Source organism: Dolomitihabitans soli (assembly GCF_022213955.1).
Classification (GTDB): Bacteria; Actinomycetota; Actinomycetes; order Streptosporangiales; family Streptosporangiaceae; genus Streptosporangium_A; species Streptosporangium_A soli.
On the sequence record NZ_JAKNTW010000006.1, the window covers coordinates 285,879 to 311,889 of the forward strand.

The window sequence follows — 26,011 nt, forward strand, 5'->3', positions numbered from 1 at the left end:
GGCCGGCGGATCACGCGGCGCGAAAGGCCGCCACCCTGTGCGAACAGGTGTGGCGGCCTTTCCGTTTTCCCGTTTAAGGATCTTTCATTCGCTTAATGCCTTTCTTCTGAAATGCTTGGCCCCTTGTTAGCATTTACGAATATTTTTTAGCTCAACCCGGGTCTCTAATCTTGAAGGCAGCGGCACAGTATTCGCGAATGAATTCGCTGATGCCGTATTCGTCCAGCTGTACCGGCGAAACCTGGAGACACTCGTGGAAAGACGCTGCCCCGTTCTCGACACCACCGGCCGAGACATTCATGCCGAAACGGACCACCTGCGTGCGCAGGGCCCCGCGACTCAGGTGGAGCTCCCCGGTGGTGTCGTCGTGTGGTCCATCAACAGCCACGCAACGATCAGGAAGCTGCTGACCGACCCCAACGTCACCAAGAGCGCCCGCAACCACTGGCCGGCCTTCATCAACGGCGAGATCCCGCCCGACTGGGAGATGATCAGCTGGATCGCCATGGACAACATGGTCACGGCCTACGGAAACAACCACGTACGGCTGCGCAGGCTGGTCGGGAAGGCGTTCACGCCCCGCCGTACCGAGGCGATCAAGCCGCGCATCGCCGAGCTGACCGAGATGCTCGTCGGAGCGCTGGCGGCCACCCCGCCCGGTGAGGTCGTCGACCTGCGCGAGCGGTTCGCCTACCCGCTGCCCGCCATGCTGGTCGCCGACCTGATCGGCATGTCCGAGGAGGCCCGGGTCGAGACCGCGAAGGTCATCGACATGATGGTGGACACCACCGTCTCGCCGGAGCAGGCCCAGTCGATCCTGCTCGGCTGGCGGGGCGCCATGGACCAGCTCATCGCCGAGAAGCGCCGCCAGCCCGGCGAGGACATCACCAGCGACCTGGTCGCCGCGCGCGACGAGGACGGCTCGCGGCTCTCCGAGGTCGAGCTGACCGACACGATCTTCGCCATCCTCGGCGCGGGCTCCGAGACCACGATCAACTTCTTCGACAACGCCATCACCGCCCTGCTCACCCACCCCGAGCAGCTCGACCTCGTCAAGTCCGGCGAGGCCACCTGGGACGACGTGATCGACGAGGTGCTGCGCGTGGAGTCGCCGCTGGCGCACCTGCCGCTCCGCTACGCCGTGGAGGACATCCACCTCGACGGCGTCACCATCCCCAAGGGCGACCCCATCCTCGTCAACTACACCTCCGTGGGCCGCGACCCGGCGCTGCACGGCGCCGACGCCGGTCAGTTCGACCTGACCCGGTCCGACAAGGAGCACCTCTCCTTCGGGTACGGCCCGCACTACTGCCTCGGTGCCGGCATCGCCAGGGCGGTGGCCACCATCGGCCTCTCGACGCTGTTCGAGCGGTTCCCCGACCTGAGCCTCGCCGTCGCCAAGGACGACCTCCAGCCGCTGCCGACGTTCATCATGAACGGCCACCGGGCCCTGCCGGTACGGCTGACCGCCCCGGTCCCCGCGGGCGCCGGAGCGCGCTGAGACGCGTGTCCAGAATGCCGGGGGCGGGAGCAGCCGCCCCCGGCATCACCGTGCGACGGGACTAGGCCGCGCTGAGCGCGAACTCCTCCGCGGGGACGGCCGCGGCGATCGCGCCGGTGTCGGGCAGGGCGAGCCACCAGGGGTTCGCGCGGGCCCACGCGATCGTCCTGATGAGTCCCTCCTCCAGCGAGATGCCGGCCTTCCAGCCCAGCATCCGGCGCGCCTTGGAGCTGTCGGGGACCCGCCGGGGCACGTCCTCGTAGGCGGAGCCGAGGATCTCGTGGGTGTCCACCCCGACGGTCTGCGACTCGGCGCCGGTCAGCCTGGCGACCAGTTCGCCGGCCTCACGGACACTGGTCTCGGTCATGTTGCCCAGGTTGAACACCTCTCCGACGGCAGCCGGGTGGCCGGCGGCGAGCACCGTGCCCTCGATGGCGTCGTCCACGTGGGTGAAGCACCTGGTGTGCCGGCCCCTGTCGTACATCACGATCGGGAGGCCGTTGAGCGCGCGGTGGACGCTCCGGCTGATCACGAAGGCCGGCCGCTGCCGCGCGCCGTACGCGTTGAAGTAGCGCACGATCGTCGACTCCAGACCGTGCTGGCGGCCGAACGCGAGGGTCAGGTGCTCGGTCAGCGCCTTGGCCGAGGAGTAGGTCCAGCGGTCGGCGGAGGTGGAGCCCAGCACCCGGTCGGCCTCCTCGGTCCACGGCACGGCCGGGTTCTTGCCGAACACCTCGCTGGTGCTCGCCACGACGACCCTGGCGCCGGCCCGCGCCGCCTGCTCAAGGACGTTGCGGGTGCCCTGGAAGTTGATGTCGATGACGTCCAGCGGCCGGGCGAGATACTGGTCCACCCCGACCACCGCCGCCAGATGGTAAACCACGTCCACACCTGGGGTGATCGCCCTGGCCAGCCTGTCCTGGTCACGCACGTCACCCTGCACCAACCTGGCGTGCTGCCGGGCGAGCTGCTGGCTCTCGGGGAAAGGCCCGCTGTCGAAGACGGTCACCTCGTCGCCGCCCGCTATCAGCCGCTCAACCAGATGACTGCCGATGAAACCGGAACCGCCGGTCACGACGACACGGGAGGACCTCGCGGTATCCGCCGGGCCGACCGGCGGCCGGAGCGAGTTAGACATTTCATCATCCCTTTTCATAGGCCGTTGATTCCTTTCAATTACCATTATCCAGAATCGGACCCCTGGGGGCCGGTGGGATAAAGGCAGTTAGTTGCCCGCCGACGGCCGGATGCTGACAGCGGTCGCGGACGAGGCCGCGGAAAGACGAGTGGCGAGTGAAATACGAATCGTGCCCGCCCCGGAGTACGGCGACCGTCCCGGCGGAATGGTGACCGCCACCGCGTACGGCGAGCCCTGCCCGGTGACCGCCTTGCGTATGGCGAGCCCGTCCCGGTGATCGCCCCGCGTATGGCGAGCCCGGTCCGGTGACCGACCTGCGTACGGCGAGCCCGGTCCGGTGATCGACCTGCGTACGGCGAGCCCGGCCCGATGACCGCCCGGAGTGCGGCGAGCCCGCCCCGGGCGGATCTGCCGGGGCGGGCTCCGTTGCCCCGCGCTCCCCGGCGACTCGGCCACCAGGCGGGGATCATGGTCGGTGGGGGGAGGCGGTCAGCGGCCGATGCCCCGGTAGGCGTAACCGAGGTCGCGGAGGGAGGCGATCTTCTCCTTCGGGTAGTACGCCCGCCCGTCCAGGACCACGCACGGCGCCGCGACGGGCAGCTCGGCGTAGTCGAGGTCCTGGAACTCGCGGTGGAAGGCCATGATGGCGACGCAGTCCGCGTCCTGGACGGCCGCCAGCAGACTCGGCACGGGAGCGACACCGAGCAGCGCCTCGGCCTGCAGGGGATCGACCAGCGGGTCGTAGACGCGAACCGTGGCGCCGGCCTTGGCCAGGGCGGTGACGACGCCCTCGACCGGGGTGGCGCGCAGGTCGCCGGTGTTGTTCTTGAACGCGGCGCCCAGCACGGCGACGGTGGACGTCGCGGGGTCCTTGCCGAGCCGCAGCAGCTCGTCGATGATCAGCTGCGCGGTGTACTCCGGCATGCCCAGGTTGACCTTGCGCCCGGCGGGAGCGGTGTGGATCTCCACGCCGCGCCCGCGGGCCGAGTGCCAGACCATCCACGGGTCCTTGACCAGGCACGAGCCGCCCACACCGACGCTGGGCAGCAGGATGTTCACCATTCCCTTGCCCTTGGGGACCGTGTTGGCGGCGGCGATCACGTCCAGCACGTCCACGTTGTGCGCGCCGCAGAACTTGGCCAGTTCGTTGGCCAGGGCGATGTTGAGGTCGATCCACCAGTTGTCGGCGAGTTTGACGATCTCGGCGGCCTCCGGCGAGTCCAGCGGGACCACCTCGACCCCGAGGGCACGGTGCCAGAACTCGGCCGCGTCCCGTTTGCTGGCCGGATCCATCCCGCCCACCACGATCGGCAGCGACCGCACCTCGCGCAGGGCCGTGCCCTCGGCGAACCGCTCGGGGGTGAAGGCGAGCCCGAAGTCCTCGCCGCAGACGAGGCCGCTCCGCTGGAGCAGCGGAAGGACGACATCGCGGGTCGTTCCCGGCGGCACGGTGCTCTTCAGCACCAGCAGCTGACCCTGCCGCAGATGGGCGCTCACGTTCAGGCACGCGCCCCGGAGCTGGTCGTCCATCAGGGAGCCGTCGGTCTCGACGGGGGTGCCGACCGCGATCAGCACCACGTCGGCCGCGCGGATGGCTGCGTAGTCGGTGGTCACCCGGAGCCGCCCGGCGGTGATCCCGCCGATGAGCAGCTCCGCCAGCCCGTCTTCCTGGTATCGGCAGTGGCCGTCGGTCAGCTCGTCGATCAGGCGGGCGTCGGTGTCCACGCCGGTGACGTCGTAGCCCCGGTCGGCGAGGACCGCGGCGAAGCAGGAGCCGACATAGCCGAGGCCGATGATCGCCACTTTCGGGTCCCGATGGTCAGGTAGAAAACGCATAACGCTCCTAACAAGAGGAATAAGACTCGATCCCCTTCGATCAAGGCCCCGGTGCTATTCCTCGGATGGCCATCGGCTGCCCCGGGTCGTTCCTTCTCACAAGAACATCGCCCTGCCCGCCGTACCGCATCTCTTGGATTGCGAGACACTGACAGGCTGTCAAGCAGCGCTTTTCAGCGCCGCAACGCAGGAGATGCGGGGGGTACGGCCAGGCATGATCCTGAGGAGGTGTGACCGGAGCAGGTGATCTCCCCCCATTCGGATTTCGCCGGAGGTGTTCCGGCGGCGGCTCGGCGTTTCCCGGTGGAGGTCGGAGCGGAGCCGGCGGGTCGGCGGCCGCCGGCGGTGCGCGCCGGGTCCACTCCCGCGCGGGGAAGAACGTCAGACAGCGTCGACCCGATGAGTTAGGGGCCGGAGATGAATGACCACAAGGCGCTAATCCTGGACGAGGTCCGCAAATATCACCAGGATATGGAGATCGACCAGGAGTTCGTGCCGGGCGTCAGTGAGATCTGGCCGACCGGCGCGGTGCACGACGTCGAGGACCGTGTGGCGCTGGTCGAGGCCGCCCTGGAACTCCGGGTCGCGGGAGGATCAAGGGCTCGCAAGTTCGAGTCGCTGTTCGCGCGCAAGCTCAAGCGGCGCAAGGCGTACCTGGCCAACTCGGGGTCCTCGGCCAACCTGCTGGCAGTGTCCGCGCTCACCTCCCACCGGCTGGAGGACGTACGGCTGCGCCCCGGCGACGAGGTCATCACCGTCGCGGCGGCCTTCCCCACCACGGTGAACCCGATCCTGCAGAACGGGCTGGTCCCGGTCTTCGTGGACGTGGAACTCGGCACCTACAACCCGACCGTGGACATGGTGGCGGCGGCGATCGGCCCCAAGACCAAGGCGATCATGATCGCGCACACCGTCGGCAACCCGTTCGAGGTCGCCGAGATGGCCCAGCTCGCGACGGACAACGACCTCTTCCTGATCGAGGACAGCTGCGACGCGGTCGGGTCCACCTACGACGGCGAGCCGGTCGGCACCTTCGGCGACCTCACCACGGTCAGCTTCTACCCGGCGCACCACATGACGATGGGGGAGGGCGGCTGCGTCCTCACCTCGAACCTGCTGCTCGGCCGGATCGTCGAGTCGCTGCGCGACTGGGGCCGAGACTGCTGGTGCGAGCCCGGTGAGAGCGACACCTGCCTCAAGCGCTTCAACTACCAGATGGGCACGCTCCCGCACGGCTACGACCACAAGTACATCTACTCGCATGTCGGTTACAACCTGAAGATCACCGAGCTGCAGGCCGCGCTCGGCCTCAGCCAGCTCAACAAGATCGACGACTTCTGCGCCGCGCGGCGGCACAACTGGCGCCGCCTCCGCGACGGGCTGGAGGGCGTGCCGCACCTGCTGCTGCCCGAGGCCACCCCGCGCAGCGACCCGAGCTGGTACGGCTTCGTCCTCACGGTCGACCCGCAGGCCCCGTTCGGCACCAAGGAGATGGTGGACTTCCTGGAGGACAGGAAGATCGGCACCCGCCGCCTGTTCGGGGGCAACCTGCTCCGGCACCCCGCCTACATGGACCAGGAGCACCGCGTCGTCGGCGAGCTGACCAACACCGACATCATCACCACCCAGACGTTCCACGTGGGCGTCTACCCAGGACTGACCGACGAGAAGATCGACTACGTCATCGACTCCATCAAGGAGTTCGTGCGGGCGCGCGGGTGACCACCCCGGCCGTACGGGAGAGCCGAATCACAGGGAGACCGCCATGCGAATAATGCTCAGCGTCTGGCCTCAGGCGTGCCACCTCTATCCCGCCGTGCCGTACGCCCAGGCGCTGCAGCTCGCCGGGCACGAGGTGGTCGTCGCGTGCCCGCCGGGGGCGGCGGACGACATCGTGGCCGCCGGTCTGACGGCCGTGGTCTGTGGTGTGCCGGAGACGCAGGGCTGGGTCCGGGACGACCTCCCGCCGGACCTGGAGGAGATGGAGCGCCTCGCCGGGGCCCTGGCGATCTCGCCGGCCGAGCGTGACACCTGGGACGTCTACTTCCAGTACTACCTGATGGGCGTCAGGTTCCACCTCCCGCCGCGGCCCAGCGCGCAGAACGAGGCGCTGGTCCAGTTCGCCCTGGACTGGCGGCCCGACCTGGTCCTGTGGGACCCGTGGTTCCCGGCCGGCGCGGTGGCCGCCCGTGCCAGCGGGGCCGCGCACGCGCGGGTGCTGATGTGCCCCGACTACAGCGGGTGGGCGGTGGAGAAGTTCGCGGAGCATGCCCGGCTGGGCGGCCCGGCGCTTCCCGAGAACCCGCTGGTCAGGGCCGTCCGCCCGCTCGCCGAGCGGTACGGCGTGGAGGTGGACGACGAGTTGCTGGTCGGCCAGTGGACCATCGACCCGATGCCGGCGGAGATGCGCCTGTCGACGGACATCGCGTCGCTGCCCGTCCGCTGGAGCCCCTACAACGGCGGCGGCGTCAAGCCCGAGTGGCTGTACGCCCGGCCGGAGCGGCCCAGGATCGCGCTGTCGGTGGGACTGTCGACCCGGGCGTACCACAAGGGGGAGTGGCGCACTCCGAAGATCCTTGAGGCGGTCGCCGACCTGGACGTCGAGGTCGTCGCCACTCTCAACAGCGACCAGCTCGAAGGCATCACCAACATCCCCGCCAACGTGCGCACGGTCGACTACGTGCCGCTGGTGCAGCTCCTGCCGACGTGCGCGGCGAGCATCAACCACGGCTCCAGCGGCACCTTCTGGACCTCGGTGGCGGCGAACATCCCACAGATCATCACCGACACCGACGAGCCCCAGCGGGTCATCGTCGTCGACGGCGAGAACAGCAAGATGGCCGAGCGGAACATCCTGTCGTGGGTCGCGGCGGCCTACGTCGAGTCGCGCGGCGCCGGGGTCCGCCTGAACCACCAGACCCAGTCGGTCGAGGAGGTCAGGGCGCAGATCCACGCGGTCGTGACCGAGCCCTCCTACCAGGCGGGCGCCGCCGACCTGCACAACGAGTGGCTGGCGAAGCCGGGGCCCTCCGAGATCATCACCGACCTGGAGAAGCTCACCGCCGAACACCGACCGGGCTGAGAACCCACCCCTCGGGTCATCCGGTTCCCCCCGGGCCGGGTGATCCCCTGGAGCCGCGCGGCCCACCCCCCGAGGCCGCGCGGCTCCCCCTGTTCCCCCGGCTGCGCCTGACCGTCAGACCGTGGGCGGGGGCGGCAGCGGGGCGATCACCCTGTCGTAGTAGCACTGGAAGTCCTCGCCGACGTCGTACAACGCGGCCAGTTCGGCGGTGCACGCCTCGATGACGTCCGGCGACTCGATGCGGCGGCCTCCGGTGTGGCCGCCGGCGGAGTCGTAGAGGATCTCGTACATCACCTCGGGGCCGACGATGAGCAGTTCGGGAAGCCTGCCCTCGGCCTCCACGCCTGCCAGCGCGCCCGCGTCGAGGACGCGGATGCGTTCGCCCGCGTGGGTGCGCGCCCGGAAGACCTGCATCTCCCACTGGAGGTAGGGACTGGCGGGGCATTCCACGATCCGGACCCGGCGCAGCCGCGACAGCGAGCCGGAGATCGCCGCGAGGCCGGGCCGCATCTCCTCGACGAGCGCCAGCGAGCCCGCCCAGTCACCTGCGCGCGCGGCCGCCCAGCTGGGCACGTCGGGTTCGCTGAAGTGTTGCATCCGCTCCAGCTTCCAGCACGGCGCGGTGCCGGCGGCCACCCGCGGGTCGAGCTCCGCGTTGTAGGCCTCCCGGGCGAGCACCACCCCGGGCGTGTCTCGAACCAGGCCGGTCAGACGCGCACCGCGTGCTGTGAGATCCGTCACTACTGAACTCCTCGGGCACAGAAGCCATGGGTTACCCCATCCGCCCCCGAGTCCTGTCCATGCAAACACTCGGGGGTCGCCCTGGCAAGGAGATCTGGTAAGAGCGCTGCGGAATTCAGCCCCCGCGCTTGGCGCGGGCCGCGCTCCGGCCGCGGACGGCCGCGTCGAGGACCACCTTGCGGATGCGGACCGTCTCCGGCGTGATCTCCACGCACTCGTCCTCGCGGATGAACTCCAGCGCCTGCTCAAGGGACAGCTGACGCGGGGGGATCACCTTCTCGGTCTCCTCACTGGTGGAGGAGCGCATGTTGGTGAGCTTCTTCTCCTTGGTGATGTTGACGTCCATGTCGTCGGAGCGGGAGTTCTCCCCGATGATCATGCCCTCGTAGACCTCGGTGGTCGGCGCGACGAACAGGGTGCCGCGCTCCTGGAGGTTCAACATCGCGAACGGGGTGACGACGCCCATCCGGTCGGCGACCAGGGAGCCGTTGTTGCGGGTGCGCAGTTCGCCGAACCACGGCTCGTACGCCTCGAACACGTGGTGGACGAGGCCGGTGCCGCGGGTCTCGGTGAGGAACTCGGTGCGGAAGCCGATCAGGCCCCGTGCCGGGACCACGAACTCCATCCGGATCCAGCCGGTGCCGTGGTTGGTCATGTGCTCCATGCGCCCCTTGCGGACCGCCATGAGCTGGGTGATGGCGCCGAGGTACTCCTCGGGGCAGTCGACGGTGAGGCGCTCCACCGGCTCCTGCACCTTGCCGTCGACGATCCGGGTGACCACCTGCGGCTTGCCGACGGTCAGCTCGAAGCCCTCACGGCGCATCTGCTCGACCAGGATGGCCAGCGCCAGCTCGCCGCGGCCCTGCACCTCCCAGGTGTCCGGCCGCTCGGTGGGCAGCACCCGCAGCGAGACGTTGCCGACCAGTTCCTTCTCCAGGCGGTCCTTGACCATCCGGGCGGTGACCTTGGAGCCCCTGACCTTGCCGACGAGCGGCGAGGTGTTGGTGCCGATGGTCATCGAGATCGCGGGCTCGTCGACGGTGATCAGCGGCAGCGGGCGCGGGTCGTCGGGGTCGGCGAGCGTCTCACCGATCATGATGTCCGGGATGCCGGCGATGGCGATGATGTCGCCGGGGCCCGCCTGGTCGGCCGGCTTGCGCTCCAGGGCCTCGGTCATCATCAGCTCAGTGATCTTGACCTTCTGGATGGTGCCGTCGGTGCGGCACCAGGAGACCTGCTGTCCCCTCTTGATCTCGCCCTGGTGGATCCGGCAGAGCGCGATCCTGCCCAGGTAGCTGGAGGCGTCGAGGTTGGTGACGTGTGCCTGGAGCGGCGCCGAGGGATCGAAGACCGGCGCCGGGATGGTGCTCTTGATCGTGTCGAAGAGCGGCTCCAGGTCCTCCGCGTCGGGCATGCCGCCGTCCTCCGGACGGTTGAGGCTGGCCCGGCCCGCCTTGGCCGAGGCGTAGACGATCGGGAAGTCGATCTGCTCCTCGGTGGCGTCGAGGTCGAGGAACAGCTCGTACGCCTCGTCCACGACCTCCTTGATGCGCGCGTCGGGGCGGTCGACCTTGTTGATACACAGGATGACCGGCATCTTCGCCGACAGCGCCTTGCGCAGCACGAACCTGGTCTGGGGCAGCGGCCCCTCCGAGGCGTCGACGAGCAGCACGACGCCGTCGACCATGGACAGCCCGCGCTCGACCTCGCCGCCGAAGTCGGCGTGGCCCGGAGTGTCGATGATGTTGATGGTCATGCCGCTGTGTTGCACCGCGGTGTTCTTGGCGAGAATGGTGATCCCCTTCTCGCGCTCTAGGTCGTTGGAGTCCATGACCCGGTCATCGACGTCCTGGTTGGCGCGGAACGCGCCGGACTGCCAGAGCATGGCATCCACCAGCGTGGTCTTGCCGTGGTCGACGTGCGCGATGATCGCGAGGTTCCGCAGGTCGTCGCGGCTGTTCAAAGGCATGATGGAGTCTCGCTCTGTGATCGTGGATGCGGGCCGCGGACAATGCGGCCCTCCCATTTTAGTTGATCCGGGAAGAACCCGCCGACGGTGCGCTTCTAAGCTCGTGCTCATGCCTCTCGCTGCACATTTTCCGGTGACCCTGCGTGCCGACGACGGCACCAGGGTGGACGGCGCCCACACGCCCTCACGCGGCGGTGACGGGCTCGGGATCGTGGTGGCCCACGGATTCACCGGCAACTGGCGCCAGCGTTCCACCCGGCGCATCGTGCACGCGCTGAGCGCCTTCGGCGGCGTGGTCTCCTTCGACTTCCGCGGGCACGGCCGGTCGGGCGGCCACACGACCGTCGGCGACCTGGAGGTGCTCGACCTCGAGGCCGCCGTACGGCACGCCCGGGTGATCGGCTATCCCCGGATCGCGGTGGTCGGCTTCTCGATGGGCGCGGCGGTGGCCCTGCGTCATGCGGGGCTGCGCGGCGGGGTGGACGCGGTGGCGGCGGTGAGCGGGCCCGCACGGTGGTACTACCGGGGCACCGCGCCGATGCGGCGGATCCACTGGGCGATCGAGCGGCCGGCCGGCCGGCTCCTCGCCCGGGTGGTCATGCGGACCAGGATCGCGCGTGCGCCGTGGGACCCGGTCCCGCTCGCGCCGTACGAGGCCGCGCCCATGATCGCTCCGACGCCCCTGCTCATCGTGCACGGCGACGCCGACACCTTCTTCCCCGTGGAGCACGCCCACCAGCTCTTCGCCGCCGCCCGGGAGCCCAGGGAGCTGTGGGTGGAACGGGGATACGGGCACGCGGAGACGGCGGCCACGCCCGCGCTGATCCGCCGGATCGGCGAGTGGATCAGGACAAGCCTTACCGACACTTGATCGATCACGGCTGTTCACCCGGAGTGGTCGGGGAGATCCTGAGGGAGATGACTGCTGGGGGGACGTCGATGCGGAGCATCTATGTGGCGGGGCTGGGGCGCGGAGCCGGCCGGCACGTCGTCGAACTCGGGTTGATGGAGCTGCTGTCCCATCATGTGGAGCGGGTCGGCGTGTACCGGCCCGTCTCGCACGGGGAACAGCCCGACACGAGCGTGGAACTGCTCCGCGGCCGTTACCGGCTGAGCGGGTTCGGCTGCGGGCTCACGCCCGAGGAACTGGCGGAGACCACCCAGGAGAAGCTGGTCCCCAAGCTCGCGGACGGTTTCCGCGCCGCGGCCGGCGGCTGCGACGCGATGCTGATCCTCGGCGGCTCGTCGGAGAACGATCTCGACGCCCGGCTCGCGGCCGAGCTGGGCGCGCCGGTGGTCCTGGTGGCGGGCGGCAGGGGCCGGCGGCCGGAGACGGTGTCGGCCGCGCTGCGCCAGGGATACGAGGCGTACACCGGCCGCGGCTGCTCGGTGCTCGCGCTGATCGCCAACCGGGTGGCCCCGGTGGCCGCGATCACCCTCGACCTGCCCGCGCCGTGCTACGCCGTCCCGGAGAACCCGCTGCTCGCCGCGCCGACCGTACGGCAGGCCGCGGCAGCCGTACGAGCCACCCAGGTGCAGGGCGACGACGACGGGATGCAGCGCGACGTGCTCGGCTACGTCTTCGGCGGCGCGACGCTGCCCGTCTTCCTCGACCACCTGCGCGACGGCGCCCTCGTGATCACCCCGGGCGACCGCGCCGACGTGCTGCTCGGCGTCCTGGCCTCGGACGCGGCCGGCGTGGCCCGCCCGGCCGGCGTGATGCTCACTCTCGGTGAGAAGCCCTCGTCCAACGTGCGCGGGCTCACCGCCCGGCTCGCTCCCGAGCTTCCGATCCTGTCCGCCGCCGCCGACAGTTTCGCCGCCGCCGCGCTGCTGGCGAACCTGGAGGGCGGGATCACCCCGGACAACCCGAAGAAGGTCGAGACCGCGCTCGGTCACTTCGCCGCGCACGTGGACACGGCCGTGCTGGCCCGCCGCATCGAGTTCGGCCCCTCCGGGCGGGTCACCCCGAAGATGTTCGAGCACCTGCTGATCGACCGGGCCGGTACGCGCCGCAGGCACATCGTGCTTCCCGAGGGGGAGGACGACCGGGTCCTGCGCGCGGCGGGGATCATCGTACGGCGGGGCGTCGCGGAGGTGACGCTGCTCGGCCGGACGGACGAGATACGGCGCCGCGCCCGTGTCCTGGGGATGAACCTGGACGAGGTACGCGTGCTCGACCCGCTCACCTCTCCGCTGCGGGAGACCTTCGCCGAGGCGTACGCGCTGCTCCGCGAGCACAAGGCGATGACCCACCGCCGTGCCAGGGACACGCTCGGCGACGCCAGCTTCTTCGGCGCGATGATGGTGCACACCGGCATGGTGCACGGGATGGTCTCCGGCGTGACGCAGACCACCTCGGCCACGATGCGTCCCGCGTTGCAGATCCTCAAGGCGGGCCCGGCGTCCGCGGCGTGCTTCGTCTGCCTGCCCGACCGGGTCCTGCTCTACGGCGACTGCGCGGTGAACCACGATCCCGACGCCTCCAGGCTCGCCGACATCGCGATCACCACGGCCCGTACGGCGGAGCGGTTCGGCATCGAGCCGAGGGTCGCGATGCTGTCGTACTCGGCGGGGGTGGCGGGGTCGGGCGGCGATGTGGACAAGGTGCGCCGCGCCGCGGACCTGGTCCGATCGCGGGCCCCGGAACTGGTGGTCGACGGGCCGATCCGGTTCGACTCGGCGGTGGATCCGAGGGTGGCCGCGGAGAAGGCGCCGGACTCCCGGGTCGGGGGCGCGGCGACCGTACTGATCTTCCCCGACCTCGACGCGGCGGAGACGGCGAGTACGGCGGTGCGGCGGTCCGCCGGCGGGGTGGTGCTCGGGCCGGTCCTGCAGGGGCTGCGGATGCCCGTCAACGATCTGCACCGGAACGCGTCGATCGCGGACATCGTGACAATGGTCGCGATTACGGCAATTCAGGCACAAACCGGCCCGGTGTGAGGAAGATTCTGAAATTTCTCCGAACCATTACCGGATATATGGCGTCTACCTAGAGCGGATGGAATGAATCCTCTGGGAGAGGTCCTCGGACTGCCGGCCCACCGCGGTGGACCGGCTGGGGACATCCTTGGACCAGCCGGGTGCACAGCCCAGCGTCGCGGGGGCGCGCTGGGTCTGAGCTCAGCGTCGCGGGGGCGCGCTGAGTTCCGAGGTCCAGCGTCGCGGGGGCGCGCTGGATCTGAGCTCAGCGTCGCGGGGGCGCGCTGGGATCGCAGGCCCGGTCTCTCATCCGGTGGCGCGTGGACCGACGGGTCCGCGCGCCACCGGGTTCCAGCCTTCAGCCCAGCCGGGCGATCGACTTGTACTCAAGGTAGGCCGAGAGCCCCTCGGGGCCGAGTTCGCGGCCGAGCCCGCTGGCCTTGTAGCCGCCGAACGGGGCCGAGGGCTCCATGGTGTTCATCACGTTGACCCCGTAGGTGCCGGTGCGCACCTGCCGGGCGATGTCCATCCCGCGCTCGGTGTCGGCGGTCCAGACGGTGCCGGACAGCCCGTAGTCGCTGTCGTTGGCGATGCGCACCGCGTCGCCCTCGTCGTCGTACGGGATCACCGCGAGGACCGGGCCGAAGATCTCCTCGCGGGCGATGCGCATGTCGTTGTGCACCCCGGCGAAGACGGTCGGCGCCACGTACCAGCCGCGGTCGAAGGGCCGCTCCAGACCGCCCACGACCGGCTTCGCGCCCTCGTCGATACCGATCTTGATGTAGTCCTCGACCCGGTCCTGCTGGCGTTTGGCGACCAGCGGGCCGATGCCGGTGCCCGGGTCGCCGGGATCGCCCACCGCCTGGCCGGTCACCATGTCGGAGACGGCCTGGACGACCTCGTCGTAGCGGCTGCGGGAGGCCAGGATGCGCGTCTGGGCCACGCACGCCTGGCCGTTGTTCATCAGCGAGGCGATGGACAGGAAGCCCATGGCCGAGGGCAGGTGGCAGTCGTCGAGGATGATCGCCGCCGACTTGCCGCCCAGTTCCAGGCTGCACCGCTTGAGCTGCTCGCCGCAGATGGCGGCGATCCGGCGGCCCGCGGCGGTGGAGCCGGTGAAGGCGACCTTGTCGACGCCCGGATGTGAGACCAGGTGCTCGCCGGCCTCCCGCCCCGCGGCGACGATGTTGACCACCCCGGCCGGAATCCCGGCCTGCGCGATCATGTCGGCGAGCAGGTAGGAGTCGAGCGGCGTCTCGGGGGCCGGCTTGATCACCACCGTGCACCCGGCCACCAGCGCGGGGGCCAGCTTGGTCATGATGACGAACTGCGGGACGTTCCACGGGACCACGGCCGCCACCACCCCGACCGGCTCGCGGCGGACGGTCACCGGGCCGAACAGGCCGGGCCGTTCGTCCTCCACCGCGAAGGTCGTGCCCAGCTCGGCGAAGTACTGGAGCATGCCGAGCGGCTGCGGCGCCTGCGCCATGGTGGAGAAGCTGATCGGCGAGCCCATCTCGGTCGTGATCAGCTGGGCCATCTCGGCCTGGCGCTCGGCGTAGATCTCGGCGAGCCTGGCGACGACGGCGGCGCGCTCGGCCATGGTCATCCGCGGCCACGGCCCGTTGTCGAACGCCTCCCGGGCGGCGGCGACCGCGCGGTCCATGTCGGCGGGGGCGCCGTCCGGCACGCGGCCGACGATCTCCTCGGTGTGCGGCGAGACGACGTCGATCGTCCCGGTGCTGGCGGGGGCCACCCAGTCGCCCCCGATGAAGAGCCGGTCGTGCTGCAGCATGTCTGCCTCCTGGGTCGGTGCGGGGACTGGTGTCGCTGAAACCGAATCATGTTCTGGGGATCCTGGTCAAGGCATGAGTGCGGCTCGCACTCAGCATGGTGTGCGAGCCGTACCTCAGGAAGGCGTTATGGCAGTTCTGGCGGCAAGTAGGTCGTTCGCCTGACGAGATGGCCGGGTCCCTCTCGTCGGCGACGTTCGCCGTGGTGTCGCCGGCCTGACCGGGGGCTGGAAGATGGCGTCGCCCGCCGCTATAAATAGGGGCAAACCTCTCGGATCTGTACATAGTGCGCTAATGGTGCACGGGTTCGATCGTTCAGGTGGCAGGGCGCAAGATCACGTTCTATAGTTTCGGTCCGTCTGTGCGGAACACGTTCCCGAGGGGAGGAAGCGCGTGAAACCAGGCCGGCGCCGAGCCGCCGCGATGGTCACCCTCGCGACCCTGCTGCTGGTTCCCAGCCTTCCCAGCGCCTCCGCGGAGTACGCCAAACCCACTCCCCAAGCCGAGCTGAACAAGCTCACCAAGCAGGCCGCCGCGCTCAACAAGGCCTACCGGGGCCAGCTCCAGGACCTGGAGGAGATCCGGGTCCAGGCCAAGAAGGCCACCGACCGCTCCACCGGCCTGAAGCGCGCCCTCGCCAAAGCCGAGCGCGAGGTCGCGGAATACGCCCAGACCACCTATATGGGCGGCTCCCTCGACTCGGTCCAGCTCTTCGGCATGGACGGCCCCGGGGGCGCCTCCCTCCTCGGCTCCGCCGCCACCATGAGCCACCTCGCCAGCCAGCGAGCACACCAGCTCGAACGCGTCAGAGAGCTCGTCGTCAACGCCAAGAAGGCCAAGAAGGCCGCCGAGGCGAAGATCGACAGCATGAAGCGGGAGATCAAGAACCTGCAGAGCAAGCGCCGCAAGATGGAAGGTCTGCTCGCCAAGTACGGCTTCCAGACCCCCTCCGGCAGCGCCGGCCTGACCTCCCGGATGGTCTCCGTCCGCGACGCCGTCCTGCAGCGGTTCCCCATGCCCTACAACTACGGCTGCCTGCGCCGCGGCGACCCCGGCGACCACGGCAGCGGCCGGGCCTGCGACTTCATGATGAGCACCGGCGGCGCCATGCCCAACCAGATCGACATGGAACGCGGCGACGCCCTCGCCCAATGGGCCATCAGCAACGGCGCCAGCGTCGGCATCATGTACATCATCTGGAAACAGCGCTACTACGACGTCCGCACCGGCACCGGCTGGCGTCCCATGTCCGACCGCGGCGGCAATACCGCCAACCACTGGGACCACGTCCACGTGTCCGTCTTCTGACCGCCCCCGCCGCACGGCACCAGCCCACCGCCGTACGGCAGGCCGGACCCACCCGCCCGTCCGCCCGCCGATCTCGGGCCGGAGGAGCCACGTCAAGGTACGGCGTCACGGCGGGGGGACGCAGCCGCTGGAGCGGCGTGGGCCCCGCGGACCGCGGCACGGTCGGCGGGCGGCGTCCACCTGGCCTGCCGTACTGAGGCGGTGGGCTGCAATGATCCGGCCTGCCGTACGGCGGTGGGCGGGCCGGTTCCAGGACCGCCGCACTCCCGGCAGGTGAGAGGCGGTCGCCGTGCCCGGCGGATGTCACGCATGATGCCAATGTGACGCGTGATATTACCTATGGCGATGATTACGGTGGATGATGGGGCTCATGACTAACGTCTCCGGAGAAACACTGCGCCGCCGACCAGCCCAGCGTCGCAGCCTGGAACGGGTCGAGCGCATGCTGGACGAGTGCGCCCAGCTGCTTGACGAGCTCGGTTACGAGGCGCTGACGACCAAGGAGGTCGCCCGCCGGGCCGAGGTGCCCATCGGTACGTTCTACCAGTTCTTCCCCGACAAGCAGGGCCTGGTGCGGGCGCTCGCACTGCGCAACCTGGAGGCGTTCCTCGGCCGCATCACCATCCGGCTGGCCCAGGCGGAGCTGTCGCACTGGAGCGACGTGGTGGATCTCGCCGTCGACGAGTTCATCGCGATGAAACGGAGCACCCCCGGGTTCGCCGTCGTCGACTTCGGCGAGGTGCTGGCCGCGCCGGGCGGGCCCGCGCTCGGGGGCACCGAGCGGATGCTCGACGAAGCGCTGGAGAACAACGTGATCGTGGCCGACCGGCTCCGCGGGCTCGTCGTCGAACAGCTCGGCGCGCCCATCGGCCCCACCCTCGACCGCGCCCTGCTGGTGGCGGTGGAAGCGGCCGACTCGGTGCTGAAACTGGCCTTCCGCGCCCACCCCGACGGCGATCCCGAGCTGATCGCCGAATGCAAGCTCCTGGTCCGCCGCTACCTCGCCGACCACTTCACCTGATCGTCCTCCCGGTCGCCTGCACAGCCGCCTGCACAGCCGCCTGCACAGCCGCCTACACGGCCGCGTCCAGCCGGTCGCGCGCGTCCGCGTCGAGGGTCAGCGTCACGCCCCCGAGCGCCTCGTCGAGCTGAGCGATCGAGCTGACCCCGACGATCGGCAGCACCCCCGGGTCCCCGCCCACCAGCCAGGCCAGCACGACCTGGTTCGCCGTGACCCCGAGCTCCGCCGCCACCTCACGGAGTACGGCGAGGCGCCGGGTGGTGCCCGGATGCTGGTAGACATCCGGGATCGGCCGATCGGGACGGGTGTAGGCGCCGAACATCAGCGTGTTGTAGGCCCACAGCGTCAGCTCGGGCACCGAACGCACATGGTCGAGCGTCTCGTCGCCGGCCAGCCGGTGGCCGAACTCCGGCAGCCTCACTCCCGGCCGCGGGCGCAGGTAGGTGTGACGAAGCTGCACGTGCGTGAAGGGCTGCCCGCCGTACGCCTCGGACAGCGCACGCGCCCGTTCCAGTCGCCACGAGGGCATGTTGCTGGCGCCGGTCTCCCGCACCTTGCCCTGCTTCACCAGGTCCCCGAACGCTCCGACGGTCTCCTCCAGCGGAACGGACCTGTCCTCGATGTGCGCCCAGTACACGTCGATGTGATCGGTGCGCAACCGCCGCAGACTCCCCTCGACGGCCGCCCGCACCGTGTCGGCGGAGAGCCCTTCGGCCGAATCGAGCGTCCGGTCGCCCGGCACGGTCGGCCGCGCCCCGCACTTCGTGCCGACGACCATCCGGTCCCGGTTCCCCCGGGACTCAAGCCACGCCCCGATGGTGTTCTCGCTCTCGTCTCCGCTGCACCCTTCCTCCCAGAACGGATAGTTGTTGGCGGTGTCGAGCATCGTGCCGCCCGCCTCCGCGAACCGATCCAGAATGGCGAACGACCCCTCCTCGTCGACTTTCGTCCCGAACGCGATTGTCCCCAACGCCAATGGAATTCGTGTCATGCCGACAACCTTGGAACCTGGACCCCACTCCAGGTCAAGCCTGCATGATCGGCGTTCTATCTGAGCCGCCCGACCAGCCGCCACACACCGGACGACGGGTTCTTCAAATGATCTTCTCCGCCGGGGTCGAGCTTGCGCGCCCTCTCGCAGGCGGCCTCGACACCCGACTCGAAATCCGCGAACTTCGTCGAACCCTCACTCCATGGCCTGTGGAAAACTCGCACAGTTGGGCGTGAGCACTGTATGCGATCAGACATCCGCGTGCCCGCCGTACCGTCGGAAGTCTTCGTGTCTTGACGGTGCTCTGCCGATGCGGCCGGGCGATGTTTGGTGTGGAGGGACGCGGGCGGTCGCATAATGGGGAGGTGAGTGTGTACACACCGGCACAAGTGGTGGAGCGGACCGGGTTCAGCCTCGACACGTTGCGTTACTACGAGCGCATCGGGCTGCTGGAGCCGATCGGGCGGAACGCGGCGGGGCAGCGGCGCTTCACGGATGCGGACGTGGGGTGGCTCGGGATGGTGAGGTGCCTGCGGGATACCGGGATGCCGATCGCGGAGATGATCAGATTCGCGGAGATGACGCGGGCGGGCGAGCACACCATCACCGAACGGGTCGAACTGCTCGCTGAGCACGACCGGCGGGTGGAGGCGCAGATCGACAACCTGCGGGAGCAGCAGCAGGCCATCAAGAACAAGATCTCCTGGTACCACGGGGTGCTGCGCCTGCAGGAGATCCCCGCCTGATCCCCTTTCCGCTTCACATGCCCTGACCCGGGGCCCTCTTTCCGGTCTGACTGTTAGACCGGAGGCGGGATCGGGAGGGGGCCATGGCCGGATCACGCGCGAGGCGGATGAACATCCCGCTGCGCGGTGTCGCGCTGGTGTGCGCGCTGATGATGTTCGCGTTGCTGGCGAACGTGACCTTGATCCAGGCGTTCCAGGCGGACACCCTGCGGGAGGACCCCCGCAACCTCCGCACCCAGATCGCCAGGTTCGACCGGCCGCGCGGAGAACTGCTCACCCGCGACGGCACGGTGATCGCCGTCAGCGAGCGGGCCCGCGGCCGGTTCGACTACCACCGCAGCTATCCCCACGGCCCGTTGTACGCCCCCGTCACCGGCCACCTCTCCCTGTACGGCCCGACCGGTATGGAACGGGCGGAGGACGGGATCCTTGGGGGCGACGACCCCCGGCTGAAGGTGCGTGCGCTCGTCGAGAACGGCACCATCGAGGCCGCCTCACTCAAGCTGACCATCGACGCGCGGGCGCAGGAGGCGGCCTACGCCGGGTTGCGCGCCACCGGACGCAGGGGCGCGGTGGTCGCCCTCGACCCGCTGTCGGGCGCGATCCTGGCCCTCGTCTCCTTCCCCTCCTACGACCCCAACCGCTACACGACCTTCAATGTGACCGAGCTGAACCGGGTGGACGCCGCGTTGCGCCGTGATCCGGCCAGGCCCCTGCTGAACCGGGCGCTGAACCAGAACTATCCGCCGGGTTCCACCTTCAAGGTGATCACCAGCGCGGCCGCGATCGGCTCCGGCGGTTACTCGGCACGGACCAAGGTCGACGCGCCGACCACGTTGCGCCTGCCCGGCACCGGAGTGGTGCTCAAGAACGCGAACGGCGTGCGGTGCGCCAACGGCCGCCCGCAACTGGCGTACGCGTTCATGGTCTCGTGCAACACGGCGTTCGCCGGGATCGGGCTCAGACTCGGGCAGGATCTGCTCCGCGAGCAGGCGGAGAGGTTCGGGTTCGGCGTGGACGATCTCCGGGTGCCGCTCCCGGTGTCGGCCAGCGTCTATCCCGAGGTGATGGACCGGGCGCAGACCGCGATGTCGGCCATCGGGCAGTTCGACGCCAGGGCCACCCCGCTCGGCATCGCGATGATCTCCGCGGCGGTCGCCAACAGCGGCCTGCTCATGCGCCCCTACCTGGTGGAACAGGTACGCATGTCGGACGGCACAGTGCTGGAGCAGGCCAGCCCGTCGCCGTATATGCGCACCATGTCGAGCCGGGTCGCGGCCCAGCTCACCGGAATGATGATCAACGTGACCCAGCTGGGCGGCACCGGCAGGGCCGCGGCGATCCCCGGCGTCCACGTCGCGGCCAAGACCGGCACGGCCGAGAACGTATCGGGCGCCGAGTCCCACGCGGTCATCACGGCCTTCGCGCCCGCCGAGCATCCGCTGGTGGCCGTCGGGGTGCTGGTGGAGCAGGGCGGCCACGGCGGGGACGTGGCCGCCCCCATCGCCAGGGCGGTGATGCGCGCCGTCCTGTCCGGCTGAAGGCATGGGACGGGCGCGGCTGCCGAGCCCGGTCGAGTGGGCGTTGTGCGAGCAGGTGACCGGGTGCCTGTCGGCCGAAACGACCGCCGCGCCGCTGGAGCCGGCCAGATGCGACCGCGTCAGTATCGACACGATCAGCGGCACCCTGTCCAGCCGCCCAGAGTTCGACAAGGTTCTCGCGTCTGCTCGCCCGCGCCGCTTTCGAGGTCTGTACCGGCCGGCGGCCGATGTCGTCATGGCGGGGGCGGGCCGGCCGGAGACCGGAGTGGAACGTGGTGAGGCTGAGCCGGCGGGTGGTGTTGTCAGGCGGAGTAGGCGTCGGCCTGGAGGGTGTAGAGGTCGGCGTAGATGCCGTCGACCGCCATGAGGTCGTCGTGGGTGCCCTGCTCGGTCACCCGGCCGTGGTCGAGCACGTAGATCCGGTCGGCGTAGCGGACGCTCGCCAGCCGGTGTGTGATGAGCAGCACGGTCCGCCCGTCGGCGTGCCGCCTGATCTGCTCGAAGAGGGCGTGCTCGGCGCGGGCGTCGAGCGCGGCGGTCGGCTCGTCGCAGATCAGCAGGGCGGCCTCGCGATGGAAGCCCCTGGCGACCGCGATCCGCTGCCACTGCCCGCCCGACAGCTCCTTGCCGTCCTTGAACCGCCGGTCGAGCAGCGTGCGGTAGCCGTTCGGCAACTCGGCGATCACCTCGTCGGCCCCGGCGACCTCGGCCGCGCCGAGCAGGACGGGCTCGCCCTTGTCGGTGCCCATCGTGATGTTGTGCTTGGCGGTCAGCGGCCAGCGCGTGTGGTCCTGGGCGATGACGGCGATCCGGCCGCGCAGGTCGTGCGGCTCGACCTGGGCGAGATCCAGGTCGTCCCATCTGACGGTGCCCTCGTCCGGCTCGTAGAGGCCCGAGAGGATCTTGGCCAGGGTCGTCTTGCCCGAACCGTTCTCACCGACGAGCGCGATCACCTCGCCGCTGCGGATGTGCACGGAGACGTCACGCAGGGCGGGGGAGTCGGCGCCGGGATAGGTGAAGGTCACGTGCTCCGCGGAGATCCGCTCGAACGTGTCGGGCGCCGCCGCGGTCCGCGGCGCGCCCACCCTGGCGTCGGCCTGCTCGCAGAAGGCCAGGAAGTCGGTGAAGTACAGCCCCTCCTCGTAGAGGCGGTTCGTCGCGTACAGCAGGTTGGCCAGCGACGACTGGCCCGACCTGATCGCCAGTACGGCGGTGCCCGCGACGGCCAGCGGGACCGCGCCGACGGCCAGCAGCAGGCCGAGCGCCACATAGACCGCGGCGGTGCCGATGCCGCTGAGCGCCTCGCCGACCAGCCGCGCCACGGTCTGCCGCCCGGCCAGCCGGATCAGGATCCGCTGCTCGGCCCTGGCCACCGCGTCGTACATCCCCAGCAGGAAGTCGCGCATCGTGAAGGAGCGCACCTCGGCCGCCGGTGAGCGTTCGGCGAGCAGTTCGCCGATGATCCACTTGCGCCGGTGGGCCGGGATCAGCGCGTACATCGTGGTGTAGCGCATCCGCGCCGAGCGCACCGCGGCCCACGCGTCGGGCAGTACGGCCAGCACGAGCAGCGGCAGCAGCACCGGATGGAGCAGTCCGAGCACGCCCGCCGCCGCCAGGATGCCGATGGCTCCGGTCAGCACGTCGATCGCGAGGCCGACCACGGAGTCGGCCGTGGAGACGCCTCTGGTCCTGGCGCGCTGGAGGGCGTCGTGGAACTCCGGGTCGTCGAAGGCGACGAGGTCGACGCGGCTGGTCACGCCGTACAGGCGCTCCTCCGCGATGCGGCTCACCTGCGGGTCGAGGCGTGACTGGGCCCAGCCCGCGCCCGCGGTCAGCGACGTGCGGATCGTGGCCGCGATGCCGACCAGGATCAGGCTCGGCAGCGCCGCCCTGACCCGGTCGGGGGTGGGGCCCTCGGCGAACAGCGCCTGGAGGACGCCGGTGGTGGCGAGCAGCCCGAAGGCGGTGAACACGCCGCCGAGCAGGCTGAGCACGACGGTGGCCAGGGTGTCGCGCGGGCTGGCCTGCCAAGCCATCCGTACGGCCTGCGCCACCAGGGACGGCAGCCGCTTGGCGATGGTCAGGAAGCCGACCCCGGCCATCTTGTCCATGTGGACGAACCAGTCGGGCAGGGCCAGCTCGCCGAGCCCGTCGATCTCCTCGGCGTCGGAAGGGGGGGTGATGGTGGCCATGGCGCTCAGTCTGAACGCGGCCCCGGGCAAACCGCCATCGTGTTGTAGGACAGAAAACTGTTGACGCAGTGGTGATTGATGCAACACTTTCCGTGACGGTAGAAAACGCCGAGCGCCGAGGGCAGATGACCGTTCAGACCAACCTCCCGATCGAGCCCGACGCCTTCGTCGGGCGTGAGTCCGACATCGAGGAGTGCGCGGGGCTGCTGGTGGCGGCCCGCATGCTCACCCTGTGCGGCGCGGGCGGCGTCGGCAAGACGCGCCTCGCCCTGCGGGTCGCCCGCGAGGTGGCCGACCGGTTCCCCGACGGGGTCTGGCTGGTGGAGCTGGCCGAGCACCCGGGCACGCCCGCCCAGCGCGTCGCGGCGACGCTCGACGTGCCCGGAACCGGTGAGGGGCTGCTCGGCGCGCTGGCCGCCAGCAGGTCGCTGCTGGTGCTCGACAGCGGCGACCACCAGGCGGAGGAGTGCGCCAGGCTGTGTTCGCGGATCCTCGCCGTCTGCCCCGAGGTGTGGCTGCTGGTGACGACCAGGGAGCCGCTGCGGGTGGCGGGTGAGTGCACCTGGCGGGTGCCTCCGCTCTCGCTCTCCGCCGACGACGATCCCGACTGCGAGGCGGTCAGGTTGTTCGTCGACCGCGCGTCTGCCTCGCGGCCCGATTTCCAGTGGACCGACGCGGCCACCGCGCAGGCGGCGATGCTCTGCGCCGAGCTGGAGGGCGTGCCGCTGGCCATCGAGCTGGCCGCCGCGATGACGCGTTATCTGACCGTCGAGCAGATCCGGATGCGGCTCGACGACAGGTTCCGGCTGCCGTCCGGCGGGGTTCGCTCGACCGGCAGGCGCACCCTGCTGGCGACGGTCGAATGGAGTTACCGGATGCTCAGCGCGCAGGAGCGGCTGCTGCTCCAGCGCCTGACGGTCTTCACCGGCGGGTGGACCCTGGAGATGGCCGAGATGGTCTGCTCCGGCGGCGGCGTGTGGCGCGGCGAGGTGCTGCGCACGCTGGCGATGCTGGTCGACAAGTCCCTGCTCGTCAGGGACGGCGAGATGCGTTACCGGATGCTGGAGACCCTGCGCGGGTACGCGGCGGAGCGGCTCTCCGAAGGCGGCGAGGAGAGCGATCTGCGCCGGCGGCACCTGGCCTGCGTCCGCGAGCTGGCCCGCCAGGGCGGCGAGCTGATCCGGAACTCGGACACGAGCTGGGCCGAGATCTGCCGCCACATGGCGATGCTCGACGCGGTGCGGCCCAACGTGCTGGCCGCGATCGCCTGGGCCATCGACAACGACGAGGTGGAGCAGGGCCTCCGCATCCTCACCGACCTGCGCTGGGCGGTGATCGGCAGCGGGCGGTTCGACGACACCGCGCCGTTGCTCGACCGGATGCTCGCCGACGCCGGGCGGGTGCCCGACGGGCTCGTCGGAGAGGCCATGGTGCTGCGCACCGAACTGCACTTCCTGGCGGGCGACTTCGCCTCGGCCGGCACCTGCGCGAGGGAGGCGGTGCGGCGCTCGCGCGCGGGCGGCAGCCGGATCGGAGAGATCCTGGCGCTCGCCCAGTCGGTCGTCGTCGACGCCGGCAACCCCGAGTTGGGGAAGTGCCCGCTCGACAGGGCGCTCGCGATGGCCAGGGAGGAGGCGGAGCCATGCCTGGAGTCCTACGTGCTGGCCGTACGCGGGCTGGTCTCCCAGTGGCACGGGCAGCTCGCCGAGGCGGAGCACTGGTATGAGGCGATGCGCAGGCAGCAGCGCGGCGGCGGCGACTGGGGGATGGCGATCGCCCTGATCGGGCTCGCGCAGGTGGCGCAGGCGCGCGGCGATCTCACGGTGGCACGCGGGCACTACGAGCAGGCGCTGGAGTTGCTGCGCGAGCTCGACTACCGGGGGGAGCGGATCCGCTGCCTGACGGGGCTGGCGAAGATCGCCGCCGAGCTGGGCGACTACGCGACGGCCCGGAGCAAGGTGCGCGAGGGCCTGCGGCTCAGCGGGGGGATCGGCCATCGTGGCAGGGCCGCGCAGCTGATGGAGATCCTCGCCGAGATCTCCTAGGGCTCGTTCAGCAGTGAGTCGAGGGTTGACCCGCTCGGAGCGTGCGAGACGAGCCGGGCGATCACGGGCTCGGGGGAGTGGCCGGGTGGCGTCACTGTTCGGTGGCGGGCAGGGGAGGGGCCGCCAGGAGGGTGCGCGGGGCCGGCGAGACGCCGATCTCGATGAGCTGGCGGCGTAGCGTGGCCACGGTGGTCTCCAGATCCTCTATCTGGTGTTGCATGAGACGGATCCGCGCCATCAACGTGTCACGCTCCTCCTCGGCCTCCTCGTTGAGTTGGTCGAACTGACCCTGCACACGGGCGAGTTGACGCTCCAGTAGCTCGATGCCCGAGTCGTAGATGTCGCGAGCCCGCTCGAACGCCTCGGAGTCCACCTTGGATTTCTCCAGCGCGGTCTGACGCTCGGCTGTCTCAGCGGTCCTGCGGTTGGCATCGGTGGATGCCTTGTAGGCGAACCAGGCGGCACCGAGGGGGACGACGCCGATGGACGCCTGCACGAGGATGGTGGCCAATTCGGGCATCAGGCCTCCAGGTTGGTGTCCATGTCAGGGCTGGAAATGGTGTGAGACGGCCGGGCGACGTCTTCCGCCCAGGTCGAGATCAGTGTCAGCCAGGCGCCGAAGGCCAGCCAGACGCCGCCGAGCACCCAGCCGCGCGGGTTGACGCCGGTGAACGCGCCGACGATGTAGATCAGCGACCAGGCGACCATCATCGCGGAGGCGCAGGCGAAGGCGATGCGGTCGGAACGGACGAATGCCTGGCCGACGCACAGCACGGCGGTCAGCAACCAGATGGCAGCCCAGACGCGGAGCGGCAGGATCGCGTCCAGGACGAGGTATCCGGCCGTGGCGAGGACCTCGCGGGGCGGGCTCATCAGGGACAGTGCGACGACCGTGGACACCAGTGCGACGAAGAGGAGGCTGGCCCCGCGCCGCCCGATTCGGTGGGCGAGGCGTGCTGTCACGCGCCTGACCCGGCCAACGCCGAGACCAATTCGTTGACTCACAGTCATCATGATAATGCACAGAGTGACATTTCCTGGCCTCCGTGCGGCGCTTTTCGGGGTCGCAGGCGGGAAATCGTGGTAGTTCTCCTGCCAAAAGGGAGGTCCACCACACGCCTGTGGCAGGTGGTGCTGTCGTGCCGGTCCGAGGCCGACCGGCCGAGCATGGCGCGGTTCCCGGCG

The 26,011-nt window shown here is 70.0% G+C and carries 19 protein-coding genes; 10 read left to right on the top strand and 9 right to left on the bottom strand.

Features of this window, described 5'->3' with window-relative positions:
- The first annotated feature begins 253 nt into the window (after positions 1–253).
- Positions 254–1,501 (top strand): cytochrome P450 family protein, encoded by a 1,248-nt coding sequence (locus MBA17_RS14735; RefSeq protein ID WP_238497002.1) that lies wholly within the window; start codon positions 254–256, stop codon positions 1,499–1,501.
- A gap of 61 nt (positions 1,502–1,562) precedes the next feature.
- Here the strand turns inward: MBA17_RS14735 and MBA17_RS14740 are convergent, their stop codons facing one another.
- Both MBA17_RS14740 and MBA17_RS14745 read right to left on the bottom strand, forming a co-directional pair.
- The gene (locus MBA17_RS14740) at positions 1,563–2,639 is read right to left on the bottom strand and encodes an NAD-dependent epimerase/dehydratase family protein (RefSeq protein WP_238497003.1); all 1,077 of its coding nucleotides are present in this window, start codon (positions 2,637–2,639) and stop codon (positions 1,563–1,565) included.
- Positions 2,640–3,128: 489 nt separating this feature from the next.
- Entirely contained in the window at positions 3,129–4,475 is a 1,347-nt protein-coding gene (locus MBA17_RS14745) for a nucleotide sugar dehydrogenase (RefSeq protein WP_238497004.1), read from the bottom strand.
- Positions 4,476–4,892: 417 nt separating this feature from the next.
- Between MBA17_RS14745 and rfbH the strand changes: the two genes are divergently transcribed.
- Positions 4,893–6,197 carry a lipopolysaccharide biosynthesis protein RfbH gene (gene rfbH, locus MBA17_RS14750; protein WP_238497005.1) on the top strand — a complete coding sequence of 435 codons (1,305 nt, stop codon included), beginning with the start codon at positions 4,893–4,895 and terminating at the stop codon, positions 6,195–6,197.
- Between the two features lie 43 nt (positions 6,198–6,240).
- Positions 6,241–7,557, top strand: a complete 1,317-nt coding sequence (locus MBA17_RS14755) for a nucleotide disphospho-sugar-binding domain-containing protein (RefSeq protein ID WP_238497006.1) — start codon at positions 6,241–6,243, stop codon at positions 7,555–7,557.
- 114 nt (positions 7,558–7,671) lie between these two features.
- Here the strand turns inward: MBA17_RS14755 and MBA17_RS14760 are convergent, their stop codons facing one another.
- Both MBA17_RS14760 and typA read right to left on the bottom strand, forming a co-directional pair.
- On the bottom strand, positions 7,672–8,298 hold the full coding sequence (locus MBA17_RS14760; RefSeq protein ID WP_238497007.1) for a DUF6879 family protein: 627 nt from the start codon (positions 8,296–8,298) through the stop codon (positions 7,672–7,674).
- A 115-nt stretch (positions 8,299–8,413) separates the two neighbouring features.
- Positions 8,414–10,267, bottom strand: coding sequence for a translational GTPase TypA (typA, locus tag MBA17_RS14765; RefSeq protein ID WP_238497008.1), 1,854 nt, complete (start codon positions 10,265–10,267; stop codon positions 8,414–8,416).
- A 109-nt stretch (positions 10,268–10,376) separates the two neighbouring features.
- Between typA and MBA17_RS14770 the strand changes: the two genes are divergently transcribed.
- Positions 10,377–11,138: an alpha/beta hydrolase gene (locus MBA17_RS14770; RefSeq protein ID WP_238497009.1), complete on the top strand. Its 762-nt coding sequence runs from the start codon at positions 10,377–10,379 to the stop codon at positions 11,136–11,138.
- Between the two features lie 68 nt (positions 11,139–11,206).
- Positions 11,207–13,210 (top strand): phosphate acetyltransferase, encoded by a 2,004-nt coding sequence (gene pta / locus MBA17_RS14775; RefSeq protein WP_238497010.1) that lies wholly within the window; start codon positions 11,207–11,209, stop codon positions 13,208–13,210.
- A 337-nt stretch (positions 13,211–13,547) separates the two neighbouring features.
- Here the strand turns inward: pta and MBA17_RS14780 are convergent, their stop codons facing one another.
- Entirely contained in the window at positions 13,548–14,984 is a 1,437-nt protein-coding gene (locus tag MBA17_RS14780; protein ID WP_238497011.1) for an aldehyde dehydrogenase, read from the bottom strand.
- Positions 14,985–15,375: 391 nt separating this feature from the next.
- On the opposite strand from MBA17_RS14780, the gene MBA17_RS14785 reads away from it, so the two are divergent.
- Complete coding sequence (locus MBA17_RS14785; protein WP_238497012.1) at positions 15,376–16,290, top strand: coiled-coil domain-containing protein; 915 nt, start codon at positions 15,376–15,378, stop codon at positions 16,288–16,290.
- A 370-nt stretch (positions 16,291–16,660) separates the two neighbouring features.
- Complete coding sequence (locus MBA17_RS14790; protein WP_238497013.1) at positions 16,661–17,311, top strand: TetR/AcrR family transcriptional regulator; 651 nt, start codon at positions 16,661–16,663, stop codon at positions 17,309–17,311.
- Positions 17,312–17,363: 52 nt separating this feature from the next.
- Here the strand turns inward: MBA17_RS14790 and MBA17_RS14795 are convergent, their stop codons facing one another.
- Entirely contained in the window at positions 17,364–18,302 is a 939-nt protein-coding gene (locus MBA17_RS14795; RefSeq protein WP_238497014.1) for an aldo/keto reductase, read from the bottom strand.
- Between the two features lie 365 nt (positions 18,303–18,667).
- Between MBA17_RS14795 and MBA17_RS14800 the strand changes: the two genes are divergently transcribed.
- Entirely contained in the window at positions 18,668–19,048 is a 381-nt protein-coding gene (locus MBA17_RS14800; RefSeq protein WP_238497015.1) for a MerR family transcriptional regulator, read from the top strand.
- A gap of 83 nt (positions 19,049–19,131) precedes the next feature.
- A complete protein-coding gene (locus MBA17_RS14805; RefSeq protein ID WP_238497016.1) occupies positions 19,132–20,589 on the top strand; it encodes a peptidoglycan D,D-transpeptidase FtsI family protein in 1,458 nt (485 codons plus the stop codon).
- 302 nt (positions 20,590–20,891) lie between these two features.
- Here MBA17_RS14805 and MBA17_RS14810 read toward each other — a convergent pair whose 3' ends face one another.
- The gene (locus tag MBA17_RS14810) at positions 20,892–22,781 is read right to left on the bottom strand and encodes an ABC transporter ATP-binding protein (RefSeq protein WP_238497017.1); all 1,890 of its coding nucleotides are present in this window, start codon (positions 22,779–22,781) and stop codon (positions 20,892–20,894) included.
- A 125-nt stretch (positions 22,782–22,906) separates the two neighbouring features.
- Between MBA17_RS14810 and MBA17_RS14815 the strand changes: the two genes are divergently transcribed.
- A complete protein-coding gene (locus MBA17_RS14815; protein ID WP_238497018.1) occupies positions 22,907–24,826 on the top strand; it encodes an ATP-binding protein in 1,920 nt (639 codons plus the stop codon).
- 91 nt (positions 24,827–24,917) lie between these two features.
- Here MBA17_RS14815 and MBA17_RS14820 read toward each other — a convergent pair whose 3' ends face one another.
- Together MBA17_RS14820 and MBA17_RS14825 are read right to left on the bottom strand one after the other, a co-directional pair.
- Positions 24,918–25,346 carry a hypothetical protein gene (locus MBA17_RS14820; protein WP_238497019.1) on the bottom strand — a complete coding sequence of 143 codons (429 nt, stop codon included), beginning with the start codon at positions 25,344–25,346 and terminating at the stop codon, positions 24,918–24,920.
- Entirely contained in the window at positions 25,346–25,831 is a 486-nt protein-coding gene (locus MBA17_RS14825) for a hypothetical protein (RefSeq protein WP_238497020.1), read from the bottom strand. Before MBA17_RS14825 ends, MBA17_RS14820 begins: the two co-directional genes overlap by 1 nt.
- Between the last annotated feature and the right edge of the window lie 180 nt (positions 25,832–26,011).